Raw genomic sequence first — 25,681 nt, 5'->3', positions numbered from 1 at the left:
ACCTGTGCGGCGTGGTCGTGGAGTCGTTGACTTCTTCTGTCTCGTGCTTGGTCTGCCGACGGTGTGCACGTCGTGGCGTGGGGTAGGCCGGGTGTTTGTGCGGCCTGGTGGCCGTCCTGGTCCGGGGCGGGAGGGTTTCGGTGCTCCGGCGGGACAGGCGGCTTGCGGGCGAAGGACGGCCGCGTGTCAGGCCGTGAAATGCCGCCTTCGGGGTCGGCCCGGTGCGGCGTAGAGGTCGAGTGCACTCCGCCGGAGGAACTTCGGCCGCTCGCCATCCCTGCTGGGGCGCGACCGCTCGCGCGGCAGAGCCGGACCGGATGCCGTGGGACGCAGTGCCTGGAGGGAACTTCAGTCAAGCTCCATGCGCACGTCCACGACGCCTTCGACCGCGCGGACGGCCCGAGCCAGGAGTGGCACCAGGGAACGGTTCCGGAGAGGTCCCCGTAGTGTGACGACGCCATCCAGCACGGAGAATTCCACCCGGTCCGGGGGAGAGAGTTCGGCGACGACAGCGGATCGGATCTCCTCGTCGATCTCTTCGTCCGGGCGAAGGAACACCTTCAACAGGTCGCTGCGGCTCACGACTCCCTCCAGCATGCCGAGATCGTTCACCACGGGCAGTCGTTTCACTCGCTTGCGCGCCATGATGCGGGCGGCCTCGGCGAGCGTGGCGTCGGGGTGGACGGTGACGGCCGGACTCGACATCAGTTCCTCGGCCAGCACGGCGTCGGCTTTGGACGCCTCCTCCAACTGGCCGGGCAGCTTCGGGTCGTCCTGCCGGAATTCCTCCTTCGGTAGCAGGTCCGCCTCGGAGACGACCCCGACGACGCGGCCCTCGCCTTCGAGGACCGGTACGGCGCTGACTTTCCACTGATGCATCAGCTCGACGATCTCCTTGTACGAGGCCTCGCGGCCGATGGCCACGGCCGTGTGGGTCATGACGTCGCTGACTGTGTACCGGGATGCAGCCATGAGGCGCTCCTCGGACGTGGCTCTTGGATGGTGGCAGGGCGGCGTGCTCACACAAACCCGCCGCTGCCATGAGGGGCGTAGAGATCGAGCAGACGGATCCGAGTGGCCTGCAACCGGTGGGCGAGAACCTGCCCGACCCAATGGCCGATGGCCGAACCGAAGGCGGGATCCGCGTCCATCATCATCCGTACCGTCGCCGCGTCGAACTCATGCGTACGCACAGGCGTCATCGCCTCTGCTCCGAGGTGCCAGACGTAAGGTTCGAACAGCCAGGCCCAGCCGACCAGTTCTCCGGATCCGAGGCTTTCGATCGCTGCCGGGGAACTGCCCGGTACGTGGATGTCCAGCGTGACGGTGCCCGAGCGCAGGATCCAGAAGCGGTCTGCGTGGTCTCCTTCTTGGAAGAGGCGGGTTCCCTGCTCGAAATTGACCTCCTGCCCGATCCCCATCAGGCGGGCACGGTACTGGGCAGGCAGGGCTGTGGTGATACGAGTCGGAGAAGCACTCATCGATGACCTCCTAAGGCAGCGTACGGATTCAGCATCGCTGGGCAGTCGGTTCATGGACATGGGCCCACCGGCCCCTGCCGTGGTCCCGTTCGGCCCTGGGCGGGCGAACTCCGCGAGCTCTGGACGTTTGGTGCCCTGTCTGCCGAGTCGTTCGTCGCGCACGATCGCGAGTTCGGATCAGGCTGCTTCGTGAGTGCCCCCCAAGAGATTCCTTTCGACATGGCGGCGGACATCTGTGGTGAGTGAGCTGAGGCGTCGTGAGGGTTCCGCTCTCGGCGCGACCGGCGCTCTTATGGTGCGGGCCCCGGGCGGCAGTGCGGCGAGGTCGGCCACGAACCTTCGCCGGGCCGTGTCCAGGTCTGCGCGTTCTGAGACGCGTCGCCCCTTCCGCATGACCGACTTCAGAAGTGGGACGCCGTCCGGCGGTGGCTGCTCGTCGACGAGGGCTATGAGATCCGCGTATCCCGGTCTTCGGAACACTTGCTTGCGCCCCGGCGCCGTCACCTTGGCCGAGGACAGTTTCATCACGGGCCGACTGTCGTATTCGACCAGTTTGTATGCGGAATCCAGGTAGGGGGTGTCTGCACAGACGCCGATCCGGGTGCCGACCGCGTATGTGTCGATGGGCGCTTCGGACCGGACCAGACTGTCCACCGCGAACTCGTCGAGACCACCGCTCGCCACAATCCGTGTCTCTCGGAGGCCGGCGGTGTCGAGGATCGTCCGCGCCTGTACGGCCAGGGCTCCGAGGTTGCCGCTGTCCAGCCGTATGGCGCACCCGGGGCCCAGGCCCAGATCGCGCAGGACACGCGCTGCCGTGGCCATGCCTGCCGCGGTGTCGTAGGTGTCCACGAGAAATGTCACCGGGCCCGGATGGGACCGGGCGAATGCCCGGAACGCGGCCTCCTCGGCACCGAACGCTTCGATGTACGAATGGGCCATCGTGCCGACAGCGGTCAGGCCCTCCGCGTAGGCGGCCGCCACATCGCTGGTCCCGGCGAAGCCGACCATGGCACCCAGCCGGGCGGCCCGGTGTCCGGCTTCGATGCCATGAGTGCGGCGCAGGGAGAAGTCCACCACCGGGTGACCGTCGGCGGCCAGGACACACCGGGCGCACTTGGAGGCGACGGAGGTCTGGTGGTTGAGCTGGTTGAGTACGTAGGTCTCAACGAGCTGGGCCTGCGGGAGGGGAGCGGTGATTTCCAGCAGAGGTTCTCCGGCCAGCACGATGTGCCCTTCGGGTACTGCCCGGACCTCGCCTCTGAATTCCAGGCCGAGCAGCGGTGCCAGATCCTTTGGCTGTCGTCCCAGCACAGAGGCGAAGACATCCACGTCATCTGCGTCCACATGGTAGGCGGAGAGGAAATCGAGAACGGAATCCAGCCCGGCACAGACGAGGAAGCCTCGGTCCGGTGGCAGATTGCGCACGAACAGACTGAACGTCGCCGACCGTGTCATGCCCTCGCGCAGATAGGACTGAGCCATCGTGACCTCATAGAGGTCGGTGCTCGTGGCGTTCGACATCGACGGCACCTTCCTCCCCGCCGCGTCACCCCTTCCGGGACCGCCGCCCCGCCCCCGTGCACTCGCGCCGTACCACCGTGCATTCCTCCCTCCACTATCGGCCTCCTGCGTCTCGTGGGCCAGCCGGACGCCGGAGAGGCATCCAGCGCCGCCGAGTCTTTTCTGCCGCTACCCGATGGCACGCCGTGTCCGAGGACCAACCAGTCCACGAAGGGGGCCGAACGTCCCGTATCCGGGCCGAACCGGTCCTCACGAACGGCGTGCTCCAGTGCGACTGTGAAGGCAGATACTTCTTGTCCGGTCGAGTGGAATGCGGTGGGGATGATGAAGCTGCCGCTGGTCTCGGGTGTGGACGGTTCGGAGGGCAGCCTGCGGGCGGTCGACTGGGCCGTCGACGAGGCAGCACTTCGTGGGGTGCCGCTGCGGCTGGTGTACGCGTCCGGGTGGGAGCGGTACGAGGGCGCCGCGCCGGCGCTCAGGCTGGGCCGACCCCCGGAGCGGGCGCCGGCCGACAGCATCGTCGGAACTGCTGTCGAGCAGGCCCGTCGCCGTCACCCGGACGTCGACGTCTCGGCCGAGGTGACGCCCGAGGACGCGGTGACCGCTCTCTTGCGCGAGGGGTGCCATGCCGAGGCGCTGATCACCGGGGAGCGAGGTCGTGGCGGGCTCACCGGACTTCTGCTCGGCTCGGTCAGCCCGGCCGTGGCCGCGCGGGCACTCTGTCCCGTGATCGTCGTGCGCGGTGACAGGGTCGGCATCGCAGGCGCGCATGGGCGGATCCTCGTGGGAATCGGGGCCCCTGCGAGGGGTGGGGCGGCGGTCCGGTTCGCCTTCTCCGAGGCTGAGGCCAGGGGGTGCGACCTGGATGCCGTACATGCCTGGCGCTGTCCCTCGCACGATCCGGCCGATCATCCGCGTACTGCCGATGAGCCGCACCTCTACTGGAAGGAACGCGCGGCAACCGTGATAGACGAAGCGGTGGCTGAGTCCGTACGCGATCACCCGGCAGTTCGGCTGCACTCGGCGGCGGTCGAGGGGACGGCTGCAAAAGTTCTGGTCCAGCGCTCGGCTGCTGCGGACCTGATCGTTGTCGGAGCGCATCGCCGCCGTGGCCACCTCGGACTCCAGCTCGGTCGAGTCGGCCACACCCTGCTCCACCACGCCGACTGTCCGGTGGCCGTCGTACCTCTCGGGGCCGTGCCGGGTGAGACCCCCACCTCACTTCCTGAGTTGTGACACGTGGTCGGGCACGTACGTCTGAAGGTTCCTCGGGGGTCGTTCGTATCCGGTGGCCGGAGGCCGCCGAGGCAGTTCGATCACCGGCGGAGCGACCTCCTCGTACGGCACGGTCGACAGGAGATGGGCGATCATGTTCAGCCGTGCCCGACGTTTGTCGTCGCTCTCGACCACGTACCAGGGAGCTTCCGAGATGTCCGTGTGGACGAACATCTCGTCCTTCGCCCGGGAATAGGCCTCCCAGCGGGTGATCGATTCCAGGTCCATCGGCGAGAGTTTCCATCGGCGGGTGGGATCCTGCAGCCGGCGCCGGAATCGCTGCTCCTGCACCGCGTCACTCACCGAGAACCAGTATTTGCGCAACAGGATGCCGTCCTCCACCAGCATCCGTTCGAAGATCGGGCACTGGTGAAGGAACCGCTGATGCTCCTCCATGGTGCAAAAGCCCATGACGCGCTCGACGCCCGCGCGGTTGTACCAGCTCCGGTCGAGCAGGACCACTTCACCCGCGGTCGGCAACTGCTCGACGTAGCGCTGGAAATACCACTGACCGCGCTCGCGCTCAGTGGGCCGCGGCAGCGCGACGATACGTGCCACCCGCGGATTGAGGAACTCGGTGACGCGCTTGATCGTGCTGCCCTTGCCTGCCGCGTCACGCCCCTCGAACACCACGACGAGCCGCGCGCCCTCGGCCCGCACCCACTCCTGGAGCTTCACGAGCTCGGTCTGGAGCCGGTACAGCTCGCGCTCGTACAGCGAGCGCGGCAACTTTCCGCTCCCACCCGAACCTTTTCCGTCCGACATGGGATGACGTTACGGAGAAGACCATGCCCGAAGTCAAGCGACAGCGCCGAAACGGCTTCGCCGCGCGGATCAGGAACGACGTGCTCGACGAGACAGTCGGCGTACGCGGCCGTGAGGCCGAGCCACTGTCCCGCCGACGCCGAGACCCGGTCGCGGCGAGTGAGTGTGAGGCCGATGCGGCGGATCGCACGGGCGGCAGCATGCCACTGGTGGACCTGGGTGGTCAGGGCCGGATCGTGCTCACGGAATGCCCGCCTGGCATTCCGTGACCGTCCGCGTCGGTCACTGATCAGCCGGACTGATACGCCGCCCTGTGAGACGCGTGGGCCGGATCGCCACCCACGTCATGCGTTCGCCTCCTGCCCAAGGCTCGGTGTGGGCGCTGTCGGCGAGCCGCCGAAGTGCGTCCGGCTCCGTGACGATCCGCGCAGGGCCTACGGCAAGCACGCTCCAGCCCTGGCTCATGGCCTCGTCCAGGTGGTCGACCTCGAATGCGACATCCGTTCCCCCGGCCATCGCGGGCACCGAGTCAGGCGCGGTCCGGAAGGCAATGATGTCATCGACGACCTCGTAGTTCACCGGAAGAACTGCCGGGCCATCGGGTGTCGACACCGCGACGCGACCTATGCCGTGCGTGGAGAGCCGGGCGCGGCATTCGTCGGGACCGAGATCCTGCAACCGCGGGTGCAGGAGCGCCTGACCTCGGCCGGGCGGCAGATCCATGCCGCCTCCGCGCAGAGCCGCGACGGTGGTGCCCAGAGCGTCGGCCAGCCTGATGAGACTCGCCAGGCTCGGGTCGGCCGGCTGTTGTTCCAGGTATGTCAGGTAGTCCGGCGCCATTCTGGCGCGCCGGGCTGTCTCCGCGCGGCTGAGCCCCTGTCGCTCGCGTTCCATGGCCACGCGCCGGCCCACGTCGCCGGGGTTGGGCGCTCCATCGGGCCGGACCCCGGCGGACTCGGCATGAACCCCAGCCATGCCCGGCCGGGACGGCTCGCGGGATCTGCCCGGCCCGTGCTCAAGGTGGCGTACATGGGCGTCAGGCCCGGGGAACACGAGTGTCACCTGGTCGGTGTCCGACCAGTGCACGTCGTAGGGAGGGGTGCCGTCCTCATGGTGCAGTCCGACAATCTCGCCGTCGCGCCTGCTGGCGCCGGTGGCCGGACTTTCGACAACAAGTTGATCGCCGAGGTGAGCTCGCATGATCGCCGCCGATTCCTCATCCTGTCGTTGTACCCAACGTGCCACGTGTGGCGTGTCGCCGCACGGGATGAGGAACGGGATCCTGCGTGGCCGAGGGCTGGTACCGGGCCCACTGCCGCGGAACCGTACGCGGTGTGTGGGCGCGGGTGGGCGTGCACACCGTCGCTTGCCTCAGGCTCAAGCACACGTCATTGTTCTGGCGCTCGAACTCAGCGATGGCCTATGGACGGAGGTCACGTGGTCGTCCCTCGTCAAGGCGACGGAAGAAGCATCGCGCTTGACGGCGCCCGCACCGGTGTATCCGTCAGCGACGACAGGGTCTGGGAGCTGCACTCGACGTCCCGTTGCAGACGGGCGCCAACCACGGACCACGCCGAGGACGAACGGGAAGACACGAGCCGGGGCCGAACGGTGAACCGCAGGACGACCGCCTCGCCGATTGTCGAGCCTGCCAACTCCACAAGCGCGCAGGATGGTTCATGGACCGGCAGGCGTTGCTGCTCCGGCTGAGCCGGCGTGTGCCGCTGCGGACTTCTCGGTGCATCGGGTGCCGTACGGTTACCTCCGGTGGTGCCCGGCACCCGGTGGGGAGTGCTCCGCGGCGTGCGCGGCGATCACTGCCGCCTGGATGCGGCGCTCGACACCCAGCTTGGCCAGCAGGCGGGAGATGTGGTTCTTGACCGTCTTCTCCGACAGATAGAGACGCCTACCGATCTGGCCGTTGGTCAGCCCTTCACCGATCAGAGCGAGGACATCCTTTTCCCGGGGCGACAGCTCCGACAGCGCGTCGTCCTCCGCGGGCTCGGTGCCGAATTCCTCCTCGCGCAGGCTGGTCATCAGCCGGGCCGTAGTCGCCGGGTCGAGGGTCGAGTGCCCGGAAGCCAGTGTGCGGACGGCGGAGACAAGATCCGACCCCTTGATCTCCTTGAGCACATAGCCTGCCGCGCCTGCCATGATCGCGTCGAGCAGTGCTTCGTCGTCGTCGAACGAGGTGAGCATCAGACAAGCCAGTTCCGGCATCTGCGAGCGCAGCTCCCGGCAGACAGTGATCCCGTCGCCGTCCGGCAACCGCACATCGAGAATCGCGACATCGGGCCGGAGCGCCGGGCCGCGGACGAGTGCGTGATCGGCAGTGCCGGCGTCGCCGACGACCTCGATATCGGGTTCCGCGTCGAGCAGATCCTGCACACCCCGCCTGACCACTTCATGATCGTCGAGCAGGAACACGCGGATCGGCTTCTGTGCCGAGAACCCCCTCTCGCCACTCATGGTGTCCTCCTCACTCTCACCGTCGACGCCCTGCGAAGTCGTACCCCTGGTCCATCCTGGTGCCACGCAGGTGCGACGCACCAGGGCCGGACGGTCCGACGCTCCGTGCTGTCAGGCATCAGGAGCGCCGGCCTGGGGGCCGTAAAGCTGCAGCAGCCTTGTCCGTGTTCCGTACAGCCGTTGGGCCACTGTCTCGGCGATGTATGTGCAAATTGCCCGGCCCAGCACCGCATCGGCCTCGCACAGCGAGCGGACGGCAGCGGCATCGAATTCCACGGCCCGTCCCGCCGTCGGGCACGTGAACCGACACGGCGGCCGAGCCCGCCGGAATGAGCCGGGTCGTGATCAGCTCGCGCAGCTTCTGGGCGATGTCCTCGGCGGGGCGAAGGCGGATTTTCACCGGATCACCCCGGCTGGCCGCGTCCACCAGGATTCCCTCGTCGTCAACGACCGGCAGCCGCTTGAGGTGGTGGCCGGCCATCAGCCGAGCAGCACTCGCGACGCCCGCACTCCGTGGCACTGTGGCGGCGGGTGCAGTCGTCAGCTGACCGGCGGAGACGGCACAGGACTCATTCCGGCCTTGTGCCTTGAGCAGAGGGTCTGCTTCGGAGACCACGCCGACGACCCGTCCCTCGTCCGACACGACAGGAAGAGCGCTGATCCGCCATGGACGCATGGTCTTCACCACGGCCTTGAGCGGCGTTCCACGGTTGACCGGGGTGACGGCATGTGTCGACACGTCGACGGTGCGCAGATGCTTCATGGTTCCTCCGGAAACGATGAGCCCCCATGTCCGAGCGTCGGCATCGTGGTCGGCCGACGGTAGGACCACCTGGGGCCCGCCGGGGACTGTTCGGCCCTGTTGCCCCGGCACGAACGGTGCTTTCGTGAATGTGGCGGAAGGAGCCATTGCGAGGATGTGGAGAAGCGGCTGACGGCCGTGCACCGCACGATCAGGAACCGCGAGAAGCGGTTGACTCCTTCCGTCCCTTGGTGTGCGTGCTCAGGAGGTGCCGGTGCAGCTCGTCGGTTCGGGGGCCGGTGCGAGATCGTCCATGGCGTATTCGAGGGATCGGCCGACGCCGACGATGCCGTCGAGGGGGAGAGGCAGGAGTTCGATGACGGCAATGGTTGAGCGTTCCTCCAATTCACCACTCAGGGTGACGGTTTCTTCCTGAACGGTTATGGACATGTCGTCGGGTGTGATGCGGGGAGTGCGGCCCAGCGTCTTCTCGGCGGAGCATGTGGCGCGGGACAGCCCTGGAGGCCACTGACCCTTCACCTCGCCGGCATCGAGGAGGAGATGGAAGGCGCTGCCGGGGTTGAACACTGTTGTCCGGATGTTCGGGTCACTGAACCGTGTATGAGTTCCTCCGGCGTCATGTGTCGCCGGAAGCCGGGAAGCCGGGAGGTCAGTCCGAAGTCATCCTGCGACGGCTCCACTTCGGAACCGCGGCACGCCCACGGCGAGCAGCCGTCGACCACGCGGATCCAGTTGGGCTGCACACCGTCCTACGACTGCATTTCTCCCAGGAGGAGGACTACTTCTCCCTGGCCCCGTGAGACGAAAACGCCGGCGAGAACCGAACCCACCATGCAGCCGGGCTCGTTCTCGGCCGGCAAGGCTCGCCATCCGAAGCCTGAGGACTCGACAGGTGCAACGGCGATGTCCCACCCGGCCACTGCACCTTGCGCGCAGGCCCACCTGTACACGGACGCATCGGCAACACAGAGCCGGAAGCCCTGGCAGTCGCGCTGGGGGCGAGGCCTTCGGTCGCTTCGTCACCGTCCTGGGCGATCCGTGAGCCCAGCCGCGCATCCGATCACGCGGCAGTGCGCTCGCCGTGTCCTCGTCCGCGCGCCGGTCGTGCGCCCGTGGCGCGGTGACTCTGACGGGGCCTGCCGCGGGAGGCGAGCCGCGGGCTTCACGCCCGGGCCGTCACGCCGTGGGGAAGGGGACGGGGCGGACATCGATCTCGTGCATGCGCTTGGCGTAGTCCCGGTAGCGGCGGCGCGCTTCGCCGTGCCGACCCGCCGCGGAGAGTGCGGCGATCAGTCCGAGGTGGGCCGACTCGTCGTAGCCGTCCTCGCCGATCAGGCGCAGGTACCAGCCGGCTGCCGCGTCGCAGCGGTCCAGCCGCAGGCAGCGCCGGGCGAGGGTACGGACGACGTCGCGGTGCAGCTCGGCGAAGGCCGCGCGCGGGCGCTCGCTCCACTCCCCGGTGAGCTCGCCGTCGTCGCCGAAGTCGCCGGTGTACATGCCGACGACCAGTTCCAGGCGCGCCACCACTTCGAGGCCCGCCGCAGTGTCCCGGCTGCCCTCGACCGCGGCGTTCGCCGCGATGGCCGCACGCGCCGCGTCGTGGAACCGGACCGTGTCGAGGACGACGTGCTCCGAGTCGAGCCGCACGCTGGAGGGATCGGTGACCAGAAAGCGGTTGGCCGGATGCCGCCGCGCCGGGTCGAGGACCGCACGCACCGTCGAAATCAGCACCGACAGACGGCGGTTGGCCACCTCTGAAGGTGTCTGCGGCCACAACAGGGTGGCGAGCGCGGTCCGGGTGACCGGTCTTCCCAGCTGACCCGCCAGCACCTTGACGAGCTCACGGGCCTTCCGCGACTGCCATCCGGCCGGGGGAACGGGGATTCCGGAGAGCAGCACCGCCAAGTGGCCCAGGGTCTGCACGGCAACCTCCGGGACCGGCGGCGGACCGATCGCCGCCAGCGGCCCGGCGATGTGCCAGACGTCGTCGCATACCCCCAGCCGGTGCAGACGCTGCCGGGCGACGTCCTCGGACAGCCGGTCGCCCGCGTGGCGCGCCCGCAGCAGTGCGTTGGTGGCCAGTGCTACCTCGTTGCCCGTGTCGGCCCAGATCGCGGCCGCCTCCACCAGCCCGACGGCACGACGTGCGGTAGGACGCCCCGGCATCGCGGCCGACTCACCCCGGAATGCGGCGAGCGCGGCGAGTTCCATCGCCTCGGCCAGCCCGGCCGGGTCGCGGCGGCGACCGGCCTCCGAGCGGACGTCTGCGGCGTACTGGGCGGCCGAGGCGGTGTCTCCGCTGCACAGTGCGACCCAGCCTGCGGCCAACTCGCCGGTGACCGGCCCGGCTGCGCTCGGAAGCGTGAGGGACAACTCCGCGTACCGCGCCGCCTCGTCCGGATCGTCGGCGTAGCAGGTGCGCGCCAGCCCCGCCCATGCCTGCGCCACGACCTGGGCGTTGCCGTCCGGCTCGGCCATCGCCACGGCCTCGCGGAAGGTCGCCGTCGCCTGCCAGGCGGAGCCCCGGGTCAGGTGCACCCGGGCGATCATCAGCAGTCCGAACGCGGCCAGCGGTGAGCCCTCCCGCTGCCACAGGGCCAGCGCACGATCGGCGTCGGCGCGGGCGGCGTTGAAATCGCTGAGCTCCAGCCAGGCCTCGGCGCGGTTGTGCAGGGCCAGTGCGAGCAGTGTCTGCTGGGGGGCGCCCTCACCGAGGCGGATCGCCTCGGTGAGGGCGTCGACCGCCTCGCGCGAACGCCCCTCCTCGACCAGGCGGGAGCCGACGTTGGAGCGGATCCGCAGCTGCAGGCCTATGTCCCCGGCCCGTTCGGCCGCCGCGAAGGCCCTGGCGTAGGCGTGTTCGTTGGCGGCGCGGTCGCCCTCACTGAAGGCGGCCAGCGCCTGGGCGAGGTAGGCCGCTGCCAGCGCAGCGTCGTCGCGGCTCTGCTCGGCAGCCCGTACCGCCTCGTCGGCGAGGCTCCGTGCCCGCGTCCGGTCACCACGCGCCCAGCGTGCTGCCGACCGGCCGGCCAGCAACTGGGCCTGGTCCGCGTCGGCGTCCCCGGCGTTCCCGGCATCGACGGCCGCGCGTTCGTACAGCGACTCGGCGCCCTCGAACTCGCCCCGCTGATGGAGCAAGCGGCCGAGCCTCCAGGCCAGTTCGGCAGACAGTGGCACGTCTGCCGGGAGCGTCGCGACACGTCGCAGCGCCTCGTTGTACTGCCCCTGTCGCAGGGCCGACTCCGCCAGTCGCGCGACAGTATCGGGGTCGCGCACCCGGTCAGCGCCCGCAGCCCCTCCCGCGCCGGTGGTCACCGCGTCAGGATAGTCTGACGAAGACGGACGGGCCGGGTGGTTTCGGGAAGTTCGGGACTCACCCCCGGCGGGGTTTCCGGCGTGGGTTCCGGCAGGGCTCGGAGGGCCGGACCCCGCCGAGGTTCTGCGGAGCGTCGATCCGGTACTCGCCGGTGTCGTCGTAGCGTCCCTCCCGATGCCGGTGTTCTCGCGTTCGCGCGCTCAGAACCACCGTTTGGAACAGCGCACAGTGACCGCGTGCCGCGTGCCGCGTGCCGCATGCCACCGCAGTCGGACCGGGCGCGCCTGTGGCCGGCGGTGCCGCCGACCGGGAGGGCCACCGCGCGTGGGGCGAGGCCGAGCGCCGCCGCGCAAGGCCCGGGAGCACGCGATGCGGTTCTCGGTGACCGACAGCTCTTCCTGTGTCTGCCGCTCGCGTGCGGCCTACCCGCTGTCGTTTTCCACGCGGTCGGGGGACCGGATCGTGGCGTCGCTTGAGCCGGACCTCGATCTGAGGCCCAGGCGTTGACCACCGCACCGCGTCCACGGGCGAGACCGTCGTAGGGCCCGACGAAGGCGAGGACGAACAGCAGCACGACGAGAACGACAGCGACGGGCAGGAACGCGGGGACTCTTGCGGATGCGACGGGTGCGCACGGGGGACACGGGTCAGATCCGGGTGGCCACCTGTCGGGCCAGCTCTTCCAGCGGTCTGCGGTTCTCCGCCGGGTCGTTGAGCCGCACCAGACGGATCGACACCCACCGGTCGGACCTGCGAAGGAAGACCGCCTCGTCCTCGGCGTACGCCTCGTCGCCGATTCCGGTCAGCGGCCTGAGCGTGTGTCCGAGGTCGCGTTCGATGTCGAGGTACTTCTTCGCACCGTCCCCGACGAAGATCTCCACCTGGGCCGTCGGGCCGGTGACGGGACCCGTGTAGGTGCAGGTCTCCCGTACCGGTGTCGCGGGGTCGAGCGTTGTTCCGGCCAGCTTCTCCGCCTGCTGCTTGGTCACAAGGGCGCAGGGGTCGACGGCTGCCTCCTTCGGCGACGGCGCCCCGGTGCTCGCCTCCGGAGTCCGGGTTGCGGTGGCCGGCTCGGTCGGCGAGGGGCCGGCTGCCGAGGGCTGCCCGTGGCCGCCGCACCCGGACAGCGCGAGCGAGGCGAGCACAGCCAGGGGCACCAGTGGCGACGGCGGGCGGCTGCGGTTGCGCTTCATCGGGATCCTCACCCTCTGTCTTCGTGTCGGTGTCAGGACTTGCACAGCGGTACGTCCGGCAGCGTCTGCTGTCTGTGGACGAAAGGTGTCAGGCTCTCCTGCACCAGTTGGAACTTCATCGTGGGCAGGAGCTTCTTGAGGGCGGCCATGGCCACGGCGGAGACGGAGACCCCCACGCCCCCGCCGACCTTGCCGTCCAGCGTCGCCCCGACACAGCGGGTCAGCGGGGCGCCGAGGGCCGAGCCGTTGGTCACCCCGAAGTCCATGACGAGCTTGGTGTAGGGACCGGCGAAGGCGGCGGGCACACCGACTCCGACCTGGACCTTGAACTCGACGGCGGTGGCGATACCGCTGACTCCGACGGAGATTCCGGTGACCGAGTCCATGATGCTTTTGATCACCGAGAGCTTCGGGGTGACGATCGAGCCGTTGACCACGCCGATGGCACCGTCGAGCCCCCACTCACCGTCGGCGGTCACCGTGGTGTTGTTGCCGCCGAGTGCGGTGGCGACGCTGAACTTCCAGCTGATGTCGAAGGCGAACGGGGTCCCCGCGATCGGCAGAGTCATCCGGACCGGTACCTCGGCCCGGATCTTCGAGTTGTCGATGACACCGTTGGCCGCACCGGCGGCGATGCTGATCGCGACGCTCTTGATCCCCTCGACGGCGAACGTGGCCCCGTCGGCGACCCGACCGCCGGAGATCGGTACATCGGAACGGATGTGCAGCTTCTCCGTCTTCAGCGAGAAGTCGACAAAGACCTTGAGACCCGCCGCGGCCTTGTGATGGAACTTCAGGCCGAACGCCCCCGGGCTGCGGTACGGCTGGGCCTTCCATTCCCCGAGATCCGCCGTGACGCTGCTCGACCTGGCCGGTGGAAGCGTGCCCCCGGCCGCCGCGGCGACCCGGGCCGGTCCCCGCGCGACCACGGTGCCGACACGCCCCGCATGCGCGGCGCGCACCGAGGTCTGTCCGATCGTCCGTGCCGTCGTCGGAACATCCCGCGCGGCGTCCTCGGCAGCGCCCTTCTCGGCCTCTGTCGCAGCGTCCGTCGGGGCATCCGCAGACACGGTCACCGCCCCGGGCAGGTCCGGGATCTCCAGGTAGTGGAGCGCGCCGTCGTCGATGTCCTGGTCGAGGGTGAGGTGGGCGTCGCGGAAGACCTCGGTGAACTCCACCGGGCTCAGGGCAGCCACGACGTCCCCGTGCACCCGGCGCACCTTCTGCACCCGCCCCACCGCACGGCTGGTGGCGTACAGGACCTTTCCGAGCCGCACGTCCTGGGCGCCGCGGGCTTTTCCGTCGATGGTCCAGGTCAGACCGTCACTGGATGCCGACCGGATCGCTCGCGGCCCGTCCTCGACGATCACGACGTCGGGCTGGTAGGTGATCGATGGATCACGGACCGGGCGGGTCCCGTAGGTGAGCGCGGCCTCGGACATGTCGGCCGGACCGGAGCCCTCGTGCTCACGCCCGGACGCGCCACCGCATGCCGCCGTGGTGGTCAGGAGGAACGCAATCGCAATCGGCGCGGCCCGCCTCCCCGGGCGGAGGGCCGCAACTCCCCGTGACACGGCCGACAGCAGCCGGATACCTCTCATGTCGTGATCCGTTCGCCATGGCCGACGCACGCGGCGCCGTACCCCCGTGGACTGTCTTCAACAGGCTTGTTCGCGCCCTGTTCGGGAATCCTTCGGGACACCGCTGGCTGCGTCGCCTCCTGCCGACCGCGCGCCGTGTTCGTGGAGTGCGGCCCGACGCGCCCCGGCTGCTGGTGTCAGATGCGCGCGGACACTGTCCGGGCGAGTTCGTTCAGCCGCCCGGCGTTGTCCGCCCTGTCCGCCGCCACGGTCATCGCCACCCAGGTGCCCGACTTCCGGAAGAGCACGGCGAAGGTCCCGTGATCGGAGGCGTCGTAGGAGTAGGCCTCCTCGCCCACGCCGGAGAGCGGCTTCTTGCGGGCTCCCGCGAGCATGTCGTCGGCGAAGGCCTTGGCTTCGTCGCCCTGTACGGTCGAGGAGATCAGTACCCCTTCGTGCGAGTACGCGCAGCCCGTGGTGTTGAGCTCGCTCGTCTTCGCCGTGACGGACACGCCTCCCAACTGCTGGACCTCCTGGACGGAGATGAGCCCGCAGGGGTCCGTTTTCGTCGGGGCTCCGCCGCTGTCGCCTGTGCGGTCCGTGGCGTCCGACTGCGGGCGTTCGGCAGCCGAGGGAGCCCCATCGCCGGAGCTGCCGCACCCGACTGCGGCGAGCGTCACGAGCAGCGTCACGGTCAGCACCGGAGCATGCAGCAACCGTCTTCGGAACATCATCAGCCAGACCTCCTTGTCACCGCCGCCGACCCCGCGCCGTGCGAGGGCGGCAGCTCCGGCCCGTACTGTCCGGGCCGGTCCACCGGCCTGATCAGCATGGACGCAGGTGTTCGTGCCCGGTTAGGGAATTCTTCAGGTGAACGGAGGCGCCGCTCGCCGCCGACTCGGCCGGCGCAGCCCGCGCACCCGCGGGAAACAAGGTGACGGGCGCACTGGAATCGGTCGGGCCGGCCGACGCGGCCGGAGCGTATCGGTGGCAGCTCTCGATAGGGTGGGCGACCTCCTGCGCAAGGAGGCTTCAGCCTGCGGAGCCACGCCGAGATCCTTGAGGGTAAGCAGCCCCCCCGACCGGGACGCACGGTTCCACTACCTCGACGAACGAGTTCGGGTCCACCGGAACGGCGGGGCCCCGGTGATCAGTGTGGACACGAAGAACGAGGAACTGGTCGTCCCTTTCACGAACAACGGCCGCGAGTGGGTGCGGGCCTCTTGCCGGGATGGGCCGGGGCTCGCCCGGACGACTCGGTCAGTCGGCCCGTCCGGCGCCGTTCGACCGGCGACGGACCGGTGTCGGTGCCTCCATGTGCGTGGCGGGCTGCCGGCCGCGATGGCCGGCGCGCATGCCGGTGCGGCCGGCTGCGGCCTGGCACCGGGGGGCAGGCGTCCTGGCGATCCAGACGGTCTTGGCTTCATGAACGCCCGCATGCCGAGGCCGGACAGTTCGCCTGGCCGCTGCGTTTGACGCCGCCGAAGGGGATGTCGGGGTAGCTGATCGTATGGCCGTCAGTGAAGGGCCCGACTGCACGTCGCGGACGAACAGTTCGCGTTCGGCCTCGTCCTCGCTCCACGGGTTCGACCCGAGGCCGTAGGGATGCCCGTCGGCCTCTCGCAGGGACTCCTTCAGAGAAGGGACGTTCCCCGCCCATGCCACGGGGCCGAAGACCTCCTTGTGGTACATGCGCATCTTCGGCGTGATGCCGGTCAGTACGTGAGCGGGTGGAACCAGCCGGGGCCGTCCGGGCGTTCGCCGCCCAAGAGGACCGTCGCGCCTTTGCCGACGGCGTGGTCGGCCTTTCGCCGAAGCATCGAGGGGGAGGGCCGGACCGTCCAGCCCTCCCCGGGTGTGTACCGGGAGTTACTCGGTGACCTCGTGGTCGTGGCCCTCGTGCAGACCACCGCCGCTGCCCGCCGAACCCTCGGTGTTCTGCGGTGCCACCGGCTTGCTCAGAAGGCTGGTGTCCCAGGCGTACTGGCCCACCGCGTTGGCGATCACGTCGACGTTGACGTCGAACGCCTTCATGTTGATGTTCTTCAGGGTGTCGCAAGCGGCGTGGTAGCAGGCGTCGTACGCGACACCGGCCTTGCCGCCGTACATGGATGCCTGCTCGGCCGTCTTGATGCCCTCGGCGCCTGTGAAGGTGCCGCCCGAGGGGATGCCCACCTCGATGAACGGCCCGTAGTCCGACCGGCCGGTGAAGTCGGTGCCCTCGTGTGGGATGTTCCGGCTGTCCAGGTAGTCGGTGATCTGCCGTTCCAGCTGCGCCGAGCCCTCCGGGCCGGGGCCGGCACCGACCTGGTCGGAGTCGTCGCCGTCGTAGACGAACTGGGCGTAGTTCGGCGAGGCGATCATGTCGAAGTTCAGGTACAGCTTGACCTTCGCAAGGTCCGCCGCCGAGAGGCTGTTGACGTACGCCTCCGAGCCCAGCAGGCCGAACTCCTCAGCCGACCACCAGGCGAAGCGCACCTTGTTCTTGACGTTCTCGTGGGCAAGGTTCAGGGCCACGTCGAGGATGCCGGCGGAGCCGGAGCCGTTGTCATTGATGCCCGGGCCGGCCGCCACCGAGTCCAGGTGCGCGCCGAACATCGCCACGTTGTCGGCGTCGCCGCCCTTGGTCTCGGCGATCACGTTGTAGGTGTGCCGGGTCTCCGCGAAGGTGCGGATCTCCAGGTTGACGGTCACCGCGCCGGCGGCGGCCTTGGTCGCGAGCGCCTCGCCGTCCGCCTGCGTGACGCCGCCGGCCGGGATCCTGGCGACGGACGGGTCTCCCAGGGTGCCGTTGAGCGCGCCCTCGGTGTTGTTGTAGATGATCGCGCCGACCGCGCCCGCACCGGCAGCGATCTCCTGCTTCTGCGCAAAGGGACAGCCGCCGCGCTTGATCAGCGCGATCTTGCCGGTGAACGTCCCGGGGGTGTAGTCCTCCGGCTCGCAGCCGGTGGTGGCGTCGACCGGCACCACCGCGACCGGGGCGGTGATGCCGCCGACCGGGCTGCTGGCGGAGTACGTCATGGCGATCAACGGGACGTCCTGCTGCTGCGGCGACACCACCCGCAGGCTCTGCGCCAGCGTCTCGGTGAACGGGTAGTCGAACTCGTTCCGGGTCACCGAGTACCCGGCCTTCCTCAGCAGGCCTTCGACATACTCGGCCGACTTCCGGTGCCCCTCCGACCCGGCCACCCGGGTGTTCCCGTTCTTGTCAGCGATCCGCTGGAACTGCTGCAGATGCTCGTAGGCGTCCTCGGCGTTGCTCTTCTTCACAAGCTTCTTTGCGAGCTTGGCAGCCTCCTTGGCAGGGTCGCTGTGGGCGGAGGCGGTGCCCGATCCGATCAGCAGCAGCGGCGCTATGAGCCCTGCGACGGATACGGCGGCTACCGTGGTGCGGCGGTTCCGAGCGTTCAAGACGCTTCCTTCCGACGGTCCATGAGCAATAGGCCTTATGGCCGAAAACGGGCCGAACGACGTGCGGTGATGCTCCGGGGGCAGGCAGGGGCGGCCGGATCGTTCCGCCCCCTGCCACCGGCAAGAAGAAAGGTATCTGCTCGGTAAACGCTTGGTAATGGGTTGACGGGAATCTTCGACGCCGCCGCTGTCCGTGCGCGGTACCCAGCACACCGATCGGCTCTGACCCAAACTGAGTTGGCTGGAAGTCATCGGCGCTGACCAGTGCAGCGACCGGCCGCGCTCCACCCGGTAGGAGCGTCGTCACGTGCGTGCGACCGCAAGGCGACCGGAAGTCCTTGGACGGGGTCTCCCTTGCTCGAACGAAGGTGAGAGCTGGGAGGAAGGAGCCAGCAGGGCCTGTGGTCAGTGCGGCGAGCGTGCGTGCTGGGGGCGCGACGAGGTGAGGCTTGCCGGGAGGGCTACTGGGCGCAGCTCTCGGGTCAGGTCGGGGGCCGGATCACGAGGGCTGCGAGGGTGACGGTGCCGAGGCCGATGCAGGTGCGATGCTCATAGCGGGCGGCGATCGCGCGGAAGCCCTCAGGGAGAGTGGTGATGGCGAGAGATTTCGCTGCCGAATTCCTGAGCGAAGCACGACCGTTGAGCCGACGCCAAGGGTTGCCCCGCAATCGTCGGCGGGCGCGCGACGACGGTTACGGCATCTCGCTGCGTTGTCGGAATCTCCGTATACATCCGGTATACGGACGACCCTTCGCGTTGCGATGCACCGCATCCGACGACACCGCGCGTTGATCCGCACTGATCCGCCGACGATTGCGGGACGGCCCTCGCGCGTGGCGAACACCGCTGTGTGCCCTGTCAGCGCACTGGCGCATCGCCTGTAGCACACGGGACGCACGCCGTGAATCAGGGGCGGGTCACCGCGCCGGCGACTGCCGGGCAGGACGGAGCACTCCGTGCGCCATGAGGACATCGGACATGCGCTTGCGGACAACTGGTGCACACCCAGGGGATCTACCGTGCGGAGTGGCGGCGCCGAAGTGCCCGGCACGACGATCCGGGACTCCCCGTACCCGACGAACTCCAGGAGACGCGCATGTCTGATGCCTTTGCGTCGGTCGAGCCGGTGCTGGAACCCGGGAACCCGGGGCAGCCGCGTTCGCGGAAGCGGCCGCCAACCCGCCCCACCTTTTCGGCCTGCCCCGGCGGAGGGGCGCAAGGCCGTCGACGAGGTGCAGTCCGGCGAGATCGCGAAGCCGGCGATCGACGAGGAGCGGATCACCGTGTGCGGTGGTCCGGCGGGCACCGTCCGTACACGCATCGTCAGGCCCGTCGGCATCGCGGGCATCCTGCCGGAAATTTCAGGAGCCACCTTGTCCCGTACCCACTCTCGCAGGTTCTCTCGATCCGAGACCACACGGGCCGAGGCCTTCAGTGACGGTGTGTTCGCCATCGCCGTCACGCTTCTGGTCCTCAACCTCGCTGGTCCGCCGCACGAGCCGGGCGGTCTTGGCCGGGCTCTGCTGGCTCAGTGGCCTGCCTACCTCGGCTACCTGGCGTCATTCGGCTATGTGGCGGTGATCTGGCTCAACCACCATCAGGCCTTCGTCCGCATCAGGGCCATGGACCGCGGACTGCATGCCGCCAACCTGCTTCTTCTGCTCACCACCGCGGCACTGTCCTTCCCCACGGCGGTGGTCGCGGACGCACTGCAGACCGACCTCACGGACTCTGACGCGCGGGTGGCCGTTGCTCTGTACGCCGGCCTTGCCGCCGCGATGTGCCTGAGCTGGGTGGCCTTCTACCAACAGCTCGCCCGGCGCCCCGAGCTGATGGACCCCGACGTGGAGGACACGTACGTACGACACGGACGGCTTCGCTCGTGGGCCGGAGCGGTCGCCTACACCGTCGCCGGGCTTCTTGGAGTGTTCATCGCGCCATTGCTGGCGATTGCGGTGTTCGTTCTCCTCCCGATCTTCTACTTCGTCACCAGCGAAGGCCTGAGCGGTAGGCGGGACGGCTCCTGATCCGCTTGTTGGTGACACCAACTGCCGCGGAGGTCACACCGTCGGCTGAGGCGGGGGTGTGACCGGTGATGCCCGCCCGACGCAGTGCAGTACCGATGCGTCGGGGTCGGTGATGGGAGCAGTTGTCCCGGAAAGAAGCCCCGTATCGCCGAGCGGTCGGGGAGCTGCGTACAGGCCCGATCTCCGGATGCCCTGGATGGACGACTGTGACGTCGAAGCCGGTGCCCGTGCCCTGCGCTGAGGACGCAGCAGGTCCTCGGTGACTCTTCACCGCCGGTGCGCATCGGTGGCAGTCGACCTTGAGGGCGGCTCCCGTGTCGGAGAAAAGGACGACGAGGAGCTTGGGCCGTTCCGCCCGGCTGGTGCTCTCCATGAGGATGTGATGGGCGCCCGGCTGCTCGGCCCAGTTCTCGCCCTGATGGTTCGTGCGCACGGGCTCGCCGTTGAGATTGCTGCGCATGGTGCCTTCGAGGACGGATACGTAGACCAACGCCTTGTCGTGTCGGTCCGGCATCGCGTGTGCACCGAGCGATGGGGCGAGATGCCGAAGAGTGGCTTACTGCCCATGAGTTGACGACCGGCGAAGGCCTCGGCGCCTACCCGTTCCTTGTGCGTGGGACTGCCCACGCACAAGGAACGGACGGCGACCGGAGCGTAGCCGAGGGTGTCTCGGCCCGAGCCCTGTGGAGGGGGCCTTCCGAGGTGCTTGCCCGTTCTCACCGGAGCCGGTCCGCCGTCTCGTCCGGCCCGGCCGGGCTACGGACGGTCAGGAGCGCGGTGACAGGCCGTCGTCCACGGGGACGTTCTCGGCTTGCAGTGCGATGCCGGAGTTCCTGGCCTGTTCAAGGATCAAGGTGGCGAAGTCCTCCTCCACATGCCCTGCCCCGATCGCACCCGCGACAAGCTGAGCGGTGGCGGCGGCGAGCGGCATCGGGACCTCCAGCTCTCGGGCTGCGCGCAGCCCCAGATCGAAGTCCTTGCGCAGCAGCGGCATGGTGAACGTCGGCTTGAAGTCCAGGTTGACCAACGCCGGCGACTTGTAGCGGGTGTAGACCGACCCCAACACGGATCCGTTGAGGAATTCCAGGAAGTCGGCACGGCTGACACCCCCCTTCTCCGCGAGGACGGTGATCTCGGCGAGTGACTGGGTGAGGACACCGAGGAAGACGTTGTGCGCGATCTTGACGAGACGGGCGACCTCGTCCTCTCCGACGTACGTCACCCCGCGCCCCAGTAGTGCCAGCAACGGCTCGACCTGGTCGAACACCGCGCGCGAGCCGGAGACCGCGATGGTCAACTTGCCAGCGCTGATCACCTGTGGGTTCCCGCTCACCGGGGCGGCCAGGAAGTCGGTCTCCCGCTCGGCAGCTGCGGTACGGATACGCGCGGACATCTGCGCGGACACCGTGGAATTGTCGATCAGCACCCTCGGTGCGGCATCCGGCGAGGTCAGCACGCCGCCCGGGGCCGTGGTGACCGCCTCCAGGTCGGGCGAGGCGGAGACCATGGTGAAGACGACGTCCCGGTCGGCCAGGCCGGCCGGCCGGTCGACGATCGAGGCTCCCCGTTCCGTCAGTGGTTCGGCCTTGTTACGGGTCCTGTTGTAGACGGCTACGTCGTGCCCGGCGTCCAGCAGCCGGGCGGCGAGCTGGAAGCCCATGCGGCCGGTACCGATCCAGCCGATGCGCGGGCGGTCCTGGGCGGCATACGTCATTTCTGTACCTCGATCCTGGAAGACGGCTCGACCCGAACGGTCCTGCAGCTCGCAGACCGGATCGCGGCACACGACCGACAAGGGCCGAATCCGACGGCCTCCGCATCAGATCGGATGACCATCCAGCCCTGCCGGAGTTGATCAGGCCGGAGACCTACTGGACCACGCCCGCGTAGGCGAGCACATGTGAGTCTGCGTCTCCACACACACGCTCGGATTCAGGCGCAGCTGCAGTCACTCCAGGCGGGTGACAGCGTGCCTCGCCCAGATCGCATCGACTGGATTGGACGAGACGGCGAAGGACTTCAGTGACAAGCCGCGCGGTAGAGCACCGTCGGCACAACACCGGCTCCCGTCGGCGCGACCACCAGGACCCAAGACGCAGCACCGGTGGTGGGACCGCCCGTCACAGGTGGTTCCGAGCACACCGACTACTACCTGCTGAACGAGCTGCTGATCGAAGAACAGCGGGCGTTTCGCCGACGCGTGCGCGACCCCATGGACCGGGAGGGCGCCCCGGTCGGCAACCCGTACCGGGCGGCGCGACGACGCCGCAGCCGGGTTCGTTGCTGCCGCAAGTGGTAGCCCTCGCGAACCGCGCACCGTGCGCCTGCGTCCCGGTGAGACTCGATCGGCCCGGCGAAGATGTGATTCGACGAAGCCATCAGCCGTCTTCTCGTCCGCATGCAAAGCCGTGGCATCCGGTGCAGGCTTGCAGTGGAGGGCATGGGTTGCGGGAATGCAGGACGGCCTGTCCGCACCGGAGCCCGGCCGCGAGATCCGGGCCAGCGCTGCGGTTCCCTCCGGGCGTACGTCCTGCACGTCGGCCTACGCCGTACGACCGAGCCGGTGCGATCGTGAACGTGTCCACTCTTCCCCGCGGCTGCTCGGCATGGCAAGCGCCAGCAGGAAGGAAGCGCGATGGAGATCGAAGGATCCATTGCCCTGGTGACCGGGGCCAATCGTGGCATCGGCCGCGCGTTCGCCCGTGCCTTGCTCGAACGGGGAGCGGCCAAGATCTACGCCGCCGTCCGTGACCCGGCGAACGTGAGCGACGAGGACCTCACGCCCTTGCGGCTGGACGTCACCAAGCCCGAGCAGGTCGCCGCGGCAGCCGCTGCCGCCGGTGACGTCACCATCGTGATCAACAACGCGGGCGTCGGAGGTTTCAGCACCAAGCTCCTGACCGGTTCGTTCGATGGCGCGCGCGAGGCGATGGAGATCAACTACTTCGGCACCTGGGCCGTCTCCCGGGCCTTCGCCCCCATCCTGGCGCGCAATGGCGGCGGCGCGCTCGTCAACATGCTGTCCACCGCCTCCTGGACATCCCGCCTGGACTACCCCGGGTATGCGGCCTCCAAAGCGGCCCAGTGGTCGTTGACAGGTGCCCTGCGGGAAGGCCTGCGCGAACAGGGGACGATCGTGCTCGGCGTCCACGCCGGCTTCGTGGAAACGGAACTCAGTTCCTTCACCGACGCGCCGAAGATCAGCGCCGCGCAGGTCGCGGAGCAGACCATGGACGCCCTGGCGAACGACCGGGTCGAGGTCCTCACCGACGAACGGACCAGGCAGGTCAAGCGCTCCCTGTCGCAACCACTTGACGGGTGATGAATTACCAGGATGCGGCCGCGCCGTGGACTCGAGCTTTCCGGGCGACACACTGCGGTGTGATCGTGCGGCCCGGTCCCAGCAGGGCTCCCGGTTCGACGTCGAACTCAAGGCCGCGGGCAGAAGCCCGGTCTTCGGGATGCCCTGGATGTGCGACTGGGACTCCGAAGCCGGGGCCCGTGCCCTGCGCTGATGAGGAGCAGGCGACACGAAACCCGCTCGACCCCCGGCACCACTGGTCCGTCGTGTGCCGGCCGTCGCCTCCGAAACTCCGAAACCGGGGCCCGGCTGTGCGAGCAAGAAAGAGGCTCGATAGCACAGGTCATCGGCGGTTGATCAGGAGCTGTGGCTTTTCCGATCTCGAGCGATGTCGGAGCTCGAACGGCCGCACCACGCACCCCACTGCCCCATTCCACAAGCCTCGACGATTACTCCCACTGCCCATGCGAACGATCCGGACCGGGGAGCCAAGGCTCTGCCGTACAGCGAGGAAATGCGCCGCCGGACACTCGATTCCGCCCCCTTCCCCGAAGGGGGCGGAATTGTCGTCCGGTCACGGTCAGCCGTTGGCAGATGCGCAGACCGGACGGCAGCAGCAGCTAACCACCTTGCACCGGCCCTTCCCAAAAAGCCGCTCGGCCACACGGGTGTACGGCGGCCGGCGGAACGTCGCGTCGAACCTGGTCGGCGGGCATTTCCGCGGCGCCGAGGGAGGGCTGCCGGGGTCTGGCCGACGCATTTCAGGACCAGGTCAGCGCCCCGCTGAAGCGCACAAGCTCACGGGCCGCGCCGGGATCGGATGCTCGGCGTCATCGGCCCCGCCCACAAGCACGACCCGAGCGCGCAATTCCTCGAATGGCGGTGCCATTCGGCCGAAAGGACGCCCGATCGTGATGGGTGGATCAGAGCGGGAAGGCGTATTGGCTCAGGCTCACGTATCCGATGGACAGATCAGACGGGACAGGCGATGGCCACCACCACCACTGGTCAGACACGAGAGGGCACGCTGCCCAAGAGCATCCAGTTGCCAGGAATCGTGCTGGGAGTGGGGCTCGGCGGATTCGTCGATGGCATCCTGTTCCATCAGCTCCTCCAGTGGCACCACATGCTCACCAGCACCGACCACGACCGCATCGGCGTGAAGTACTACCCCGCGAACACGGTCTCCGGTCTGGAGATGAACACCTTGTGGGACGGCATCTTTCACGCCGTCTGCTGGGTCGCCGTCATCCTGGGCCTGGGCATCCTGTACTCCCGGGTCACTCACCAGCGTCGCCGGGTATGGACCTCCCGGGTGCTGTGGGGGTGGATCCTGGTCGGTTGGGGCCTGTTCAACATCGTCGAGGGTCTCCTGGACCATCAGATCCTCGGCATCCACCACGTCCACGGCGGTCCCCACCAGATCTGGTGGGACATGGGCTTCCTGCTCCTGGGCCTTCTCCTGGTCATTGGCGGCTACCTTCTCCAGCGCAGCGGCCGGCCCTTCGACCTCGATGTCTCCGAGCGGCCCGCCCGGCACGCCTGATGGACATCGACATGCATCGTCACATGCACGACCACGGCGCAGGTAGCGGTCTGTGGGAGACCCTGCTGCCGCCGGCCGCGGTCATCCTGCTCGCTGCCGCCTACCTCGTCCTCGCGGACCGGGCCCGGCACCGCAACCCCGTCCAAGGCTGGGGACGCCGGCGGACGGCGAGTTTCCTGACCGGATGCACCCTGCTGGCCGGAGCACTGCTGCCACCGCTGGCCCCCTTCGCCCACGGCGACTTCCGCGGGCACATGGCCCAACACATGCTCATCGGCATGTACGCCCCCCTGGCCCTGGTGCTCGGCACGCCGGTCACCCTGCTGCTGCGCACGCTGCCCGCCGCCCGCGCCCGCGCGCTGGTGGGCGTTCTGCACAGCCGCCCGGCCAGAGTGCTCGCCCACCCGGTCACCGCCCTGGCCCTGAGCACCGGCATGCTTGCGCTCCTGTACTTCACCCCGTGGTACAACGCGACCATGGACCAGCCCGTGCTGCACTGGCTGATGCACGCCCACTTCCTCTTGTCCGGCTGCCTGTTCGCCTGGGTCATCGCCGGCCCCGACCCCGCCCCGACCCGGCCCGGCGTCCCCGCGCGGCTCGTCGTCCTCGGGATCGCCGTCGCGGCGCATGCCTCGATCTCCCAGCTGATCTACGGCGGCTTCCTCATCAACGTTCACGCACCCATCGACCAGGTTCAAGGCGGGGCGGAGATCATGTACTACGGCGGCGATATCGCCGAACTCCTCCTTGCCGCAGCCCTCGTCGCCACTTGGCGGCCTGGGCGCCGACCATGTCGTCCATGGACGGGGGTCGGCCGGGATGCGGCCGGAAGGGACAGTAGGGCGATCTTGAGCGGTTGAAGCGATGGTGTGCGTTGCCCCAGGTCGTGCGTGAAGCCCTTTGATCAGGGCGGAGACGGTTCAACCGGTGAGTGTCGCCATGTGTGATACGTGGCGTTCACCTGGTGTGAAAGATCTCGGCAGCCGGCGATGAAGTTGTTCGCCGCTTCCGGTGTGACCAAGGTCAAGGT

22 protein-coding genes and 1 pseudogene are annotated in these 25,681 nt (G+C 68.7%); 8 read left to right on the top strand and 15 right to left on the bottom strand.

Annotated elements, in window-relative coordinates:
* Positions 1-348: 348 nt before the first annotated feature.
* The 3 genes from ACIRP2_RS21025 to ACIRP2_RS21015 form a co-directional block, all read right to left on the bottom strand.
* Positions 349-972 (bottom strand): CBS domain-containing protein, encoded by a 624-nt coding sequence (locus ACIRP2_RS21025; protein ID WP_404252355.1) that lies wholly within the window; start codon positions 970-972, stop codon positions 349-351.
* 47 nt (positions 973-1,019) lie between these two features.
* Complete coding sequence (locus ACIRP2_RS21020; protein WP_404252893.1) at positions 1,020-1,481, bottom strand: cyclic nucleotide-binding domain-containing protein; 462 nt, start codon at positions 1,479-1,481, stop codon at positions 1,020-1,022.
* Positions 1,482-1,658: 177 nt separating this feature from the next.
* Positions 1,659-3,005, bottom strand: a complete 1,347-nt coding sequence (locus ACIRP2_RS21015; RefSeq protein WP_404252353.1) for a nicotinate phosphoribosyltransferase — start codon at positions 3,003-3,005, stop codon at positions 1,659-1,661.
* Between the two features lie 324 nt (positions 3,006-3,329).
* Here ACIRP2_RS21015 and ACIRP2_RS21010 point away from each other — a divergent pair, with 324 nt between their 5' ends.
* Positions 3,330-4,241: a universal stress protein gene (locus ACIRP2_RS21010; protein WP_404252891.1), complete on the top strand. Its 912-nt coding sequence runs from the start codon at positions 3,330-3,332 to the stop codon at positions 4,239-4,241.
* Here the strand turns inward: ACIRP2_RS21010 and ppk2 are convergent.
* Positions 4,224-5,045: a polyphosphate kinase 2 gene (ppk2, locus tag ACIRP2_RS21005; RefSeq protein WP_404252351.1), complete on the bottom strand. Its 822-nt coding sequence runs from the start codon at positions 5,043-5,045 to the stop codon at positions 4,224-4,226. The two genes, ACIRP2_RS21010 and ppk2, sit on opposite strands and share 18 nt — an antisense overlap.
* Before the next feature lie 23 nt (positions 5,046-5,068).
* Here ppk2 and ACIRP2_RS21000 point away from each other — a divergent pair, with 23 nt between their 5' ends.
* Positions 5,069-5,314: a hypothetical protein gene (locus ACIRP2_RS21000; RefSeq protein ID WP_404252349.1), complete on the top strand. Its 246-nt coding sequence runs from the start codon at positions 5,069-5,071 to the stop codon at positions 5,312-5,314.
* A 13-nt stretch (positions 5,315-5,327) separates the two neighbouring features.
* Here ACIRP2_RS21000 and ACIRP2_RS20995 read toward each other — a convergent pair whose 3' ends face one another.
* The 8 genes from ACIRP2_RS20995 to ACIRP2_RS20960 all read right to left on the bottom strand — a co-directional run bounded on the left by ACIRP2_RS20995 (position 5,328) and on the right by ACIRP2_RS20960 (position 15,100).
* Positions 5,328-6,245, bottom strand: a complete 918-nt coding sequence (locus tag ACIRP2_RS20995) for a DUF1918 domain-containing protein (protein WP_404252889.1) — start codon at positions 6,243-6,245, stop codon at positions 5,328-5,330.
* Between the two features lie 558 nt (positions 6,246-6,803).
* Positions 6,804-7,514, bottom strand: a complete 711-nt coding sequence (locus ACIRP2_RS20990) for a response regulator (protein ID WP_404252347.1) — start codon at positions 7,512-7,514, stop codon at positions 6,804-6,806.
* A gap of 118 nt (positions 7,515-7,632) precedes the next feature.
* Positions 7,633-8,277 (bottom strand): HPP family protein, encoded by a 645-nt coding sequence (locus ACIRP2_RS20985; RefSeq protein ID WP_404252345.1) that lies wholly within the window; start codon positions 8,275-8,277, stop codon positions 7,633-7,635.
* 240 nt (positions 8,278-8,517) lie between these two features.
* A complete protein-coding gene (locus tag ACIRP2_RS20980; protein WP_404252343.1) occupies positions 8,518-8,844 on the bottom strand; it encodes a hypothetical protein in 327 nt (108 codons plus the stop codon).
* Between the two features lie 609 nt (positions 8,845-9,453).
* Complete coding sequence (locus tag ACIRP2_RS20975) at positions 9,454-11,592, bottom strand: BTAD domain-containing putative transcriptional regulator (RefSeq protein ID WP_404252341.1); 2,139 nt, start codon at positions 11,590-11,592, stop codon at positions 9,454-9,456.
* Positions 11,593-12,240: 648 nt separating this feature from the next.
* Positions 12,241-12,786, bottom strand: a complete 546-nt coding sequence (locus ACIRP2_RS20970; RefSeq protein WP_404252339.1) for a DUF3558 family protein — start codon at positions 12,784-12,786, stop codon at positions 12,241-12,243.
* Positions 12,787-12,818: 32 nt separating this feature from the next.
* Positions 12,819-14,228 (bottom strand): hypothetical protein, encoded by a 1,410-nt coding sequence (locus ACIRP2_RS20965; RefSeq protein ID WP_404252337.1) that lies wholly within the window; start codon positions 14,226-14,228, stop codon positions 12,819-12,821.
* Positions 14,229-14,563: 335 nt separating this feature from the next.
* Entirely contained in the window at positions 14,564-15,100 is a 537-nt protein-coding gene (locus ACIRP2_RS20960; protein WP_404252335.1) for a DUF3558 family protein, read from the bottom strand.
* Between the two features lie 136 nt (positions 15,101-15,236).
* Here ACIRP2_RS20960 and ACIRP2_RS20955 point away from each other — a divergent pair.
* Positions 15,237-15,575 (top strand): annotated as a pseudogene (locus ACIRP2_RS20955) (hypothetical protein); the annotation flags it as partial.
* Positions 15,576-15,626: 51 nt separating this feature from the next.
* Here the strand turns inward: ACIRP2_RS20955 and ACIRP2_RS20950 are convergent.
* Both ACIRP2_RS20950 and ACIRP2_RS20945 read right to left on the bottom strand, forming a co-directional pair.
* Entirely contained in the window at positions 15,627-16,106 is a 480-nt protein-coding gene (locus tag ACIRP2_RS20950; RefSeq protein ID WP_404252887.1) for an aldehyde dehydrogenase family protein, read from the bottom strand.
* 129 nt (positions 16,107-16,235) lie between these two features.
* Entirely contained in the window at positions 16,236-17,777 is a 1,542-nt protein-coding gene (locus ACIRP2_RS20945) for a M28 family metallopeptidase (protein ID WP_404252333.1), read from the bottom strand.
* A 1,232-nt stretch (positions 17,778-19,009) separates the two neighbouring features.
* Between ACIRP2_RS20945 and ACIRP2_RS20940 the strand changes: the two genes are divergently transcribed.
* Positions 19,010-19,804 carry a TMEM175 family protein gene (locus ACIRP2_RS20940; protein ID WP_404252331.1) on the top strand — a complete coding sequence of 265 codons (795 nt, stop codon included), beginning with the start codon at positions 19,010-19,012 and terminating at the stop codon, positions 19,802-19,804.
* 766 nt (positions 19,805-20,570) lie between these two features.
* On the opposite strand, the gene ACIRP2_RS20935 is transcribed toward ACIRP2_RS20940, so the two are convergent.
* On the bottom strand, positions 20,571-21,518 hold the full coding sequence (locus ACIRP2_RS20935) for an NAD(P)-dependent oxidoreductase (protein ID WP_404252329.1): 948 nt from the start codon (positions 21,516-21,518) through the stop codon (positions 20,571-20,573).
* Positions 21,519-21,908: 390 nt separating this feature from the next.
* Here ACIRP2_RS20935 and ACIRP2_RS20930 point away from each other — a divergent pair, with 390 nt between their 5' ends.
* The 4 genes from ACIRP2_RS20930 to ACIRP2_RS20915 all read left to right on the top strand — a co-directional run bounded on the left by ACIRP2_RS20930 (position 21,909) and on the right by ACIRP2_RS20915 (position 25,511).
* Positions 21,909-22,103 (top strand): hypothetical protein, encoded by a 195-nt coding sequence (locus tag ACIRP2_RS20930; RefSeq protein WP_404252327.1) that lies wholly within the window; start codon positions 21,909-21,911, stop codon positions 22,101-22,103.
* A 336-nt stretch (positions 22,104-22,439) separates the two neighbouring features.
* Positions 22,440-23,126 carry an SDR family oxidoreductase gene (locus ACIRP2_RS20925; protein ID WP_404252325.1) on the top strand — a complete coding sequence of 229 codons (687 nt, stop codon included), beginning with the start codon at positions 22,440-22,442 and terminating at the stop codon, positions 23,124-23,126.
* A gap of 967 nt (positions 23,127-24,093) precedes the next feature.
* Entirely contained in the window at positions 24,094-24,651 is a 558-nt protein-coding gene (locus ACIRP2_RS20920) for a DUF2243 domain-containing protein (RefSeq protein WP_404252323.1), read from the top strand.
* A gap of 11 nt (positions 24,652-24,662) precedes the next feature.
* Positions 24,663-25,511: a cytochrome c oxidase assembly protein gene (locus tag ACIRP2_RS20915; protein ID WP_404252321.1), complete on the top strand. Its 849-nt coding sequence runs from the start codon at positions 24,663-24,665 to the stop codon at positions 25,509-25,511.
* The last annotated feature ends 170 nt before the right edge of the window (positions 25,512-25,681 follow it).

It is taken from the genome of Streptomyces sp. NPDC101194, from assembly GCF_044767885.1.
GTDB lineage: Bacteria > Actinomycetota > Actinomycetes > Streptomycetales > Streptomycetaceae > Streptomyces.
This window is presented reverse-complemented; position numbering and strand designations above follow the sequence as displayed.

Coding starts and splice junctions, on each gene's coding strand:
- ACIRP2_RS20990 (WP_404252347.1), bottom strand. CDS start 7,514: ATGAGTGGCGAGAGGGGGTTCTCGGCACAGAAGCCGATCCGCGTGTTC.
- ACIRP2_RS21020 (WP_404252893.1), bottom strand. CDS start 1,481: ATGAGTGCTTCTCCGACTCGTATCACCACAGCCCTGCCTGCCCAGTAC.
- ACIRP2_RS20970 (WP_404252339.1), bottom strand. CDS start 12,786: ATGAAGCGCAACCGCAGCCGCCCGCCGTCGCCACTGGTGCCCCTGGCT.
- ACIRP2_RS21000 (WP_404252349.1), top strand. CDS start 5,069: ATGCCCGAAGTCAAGCGACAGCGCCGAAACGGCTTCGCCGCGCGGATC.
- ACIRP2_RS20925 (WP_404252325.1), top strand. CDS start 22,440: ATGGAGATCGAAGGATCCATTGCCCTGGTGACCGGGGCCAATCGTGGC.
- ACIRP2_RS20995 (WP_404252889.1), bottom strand. CDS start 6,245: ATGCGAGCTCACCTCGGCGATCAACTTGTTGTCGAAAGTCCGGCCACC.
- ACIRP2_RS20920 (WP_404252323.1), top strand. CDS start 24,094: ATGGCCACCACCACCACTGGTCAGACACGAGAGGGCACGCTGCCCAAG.
- ACIRP2_RS20965 (WP_404252337.1), bottom strand. CDS start 14,228: ATGTCCGAGGCCGCGCTCACCTACGGGACCCGCCCGGTCCGTGATCCA.
- ACIRP2_RS21010 (WP_404252891.1), top strand. CDS start 3,330: ATGAAGCTGCCGCTGGTCTCGGGTGTGGACGGTTCGGAGGGCAGCCTG.
- ACIRP2_RS20985 (WP_404252345.1), bottom strand. CDS start 8,277: ATGAAGCATCTGCGCACCGTCGACGTGTCGACACATGCCGTCACCCCG.
- ACIRP2_RS20935 (WP_404252329.1), bottom strand. CDS start 21,518: ATGACGTATGCCGCCCAGGACCGCCCGCGCATCGGCTGGATCGGTACC.
- ACIRP2_RS21025 (WP_404252355.1), bottom strand. CDS start 972: ATGGCTGCATCCCGGTACACAGTCAGCGACGTCATGACCCACACGGCC.
- ACIRP2_RS21015 (WP_404252353.1), bottom strand. CDS start 3,005: ATGTCGAACGCCACGAGCACCGACCTCTATGAGGTCACGATGGCTCAG.
- ppk2 (WP_404252351.1), bottom strand. CDS start 5,045: ATGTCGGACGGAAAAGGTTCGGGTGGGAGCGGAAAGTTGCCGCGCTCG.
- ACIRP2_RS20915 (WP_404252321.1), top strand. CDS start 24,663: ATGCATCGTCACATGCACGACCACGGCGCAGGTAGCGGTCTGTGGGAG.
- ACIRP2_RS20960 (WP_404252335.1), bottom strand. CDS start 15,100: ATGATGTTCCGAAGACGGTTGCTGCATGCTCCGGTGCTGACCGTGACG.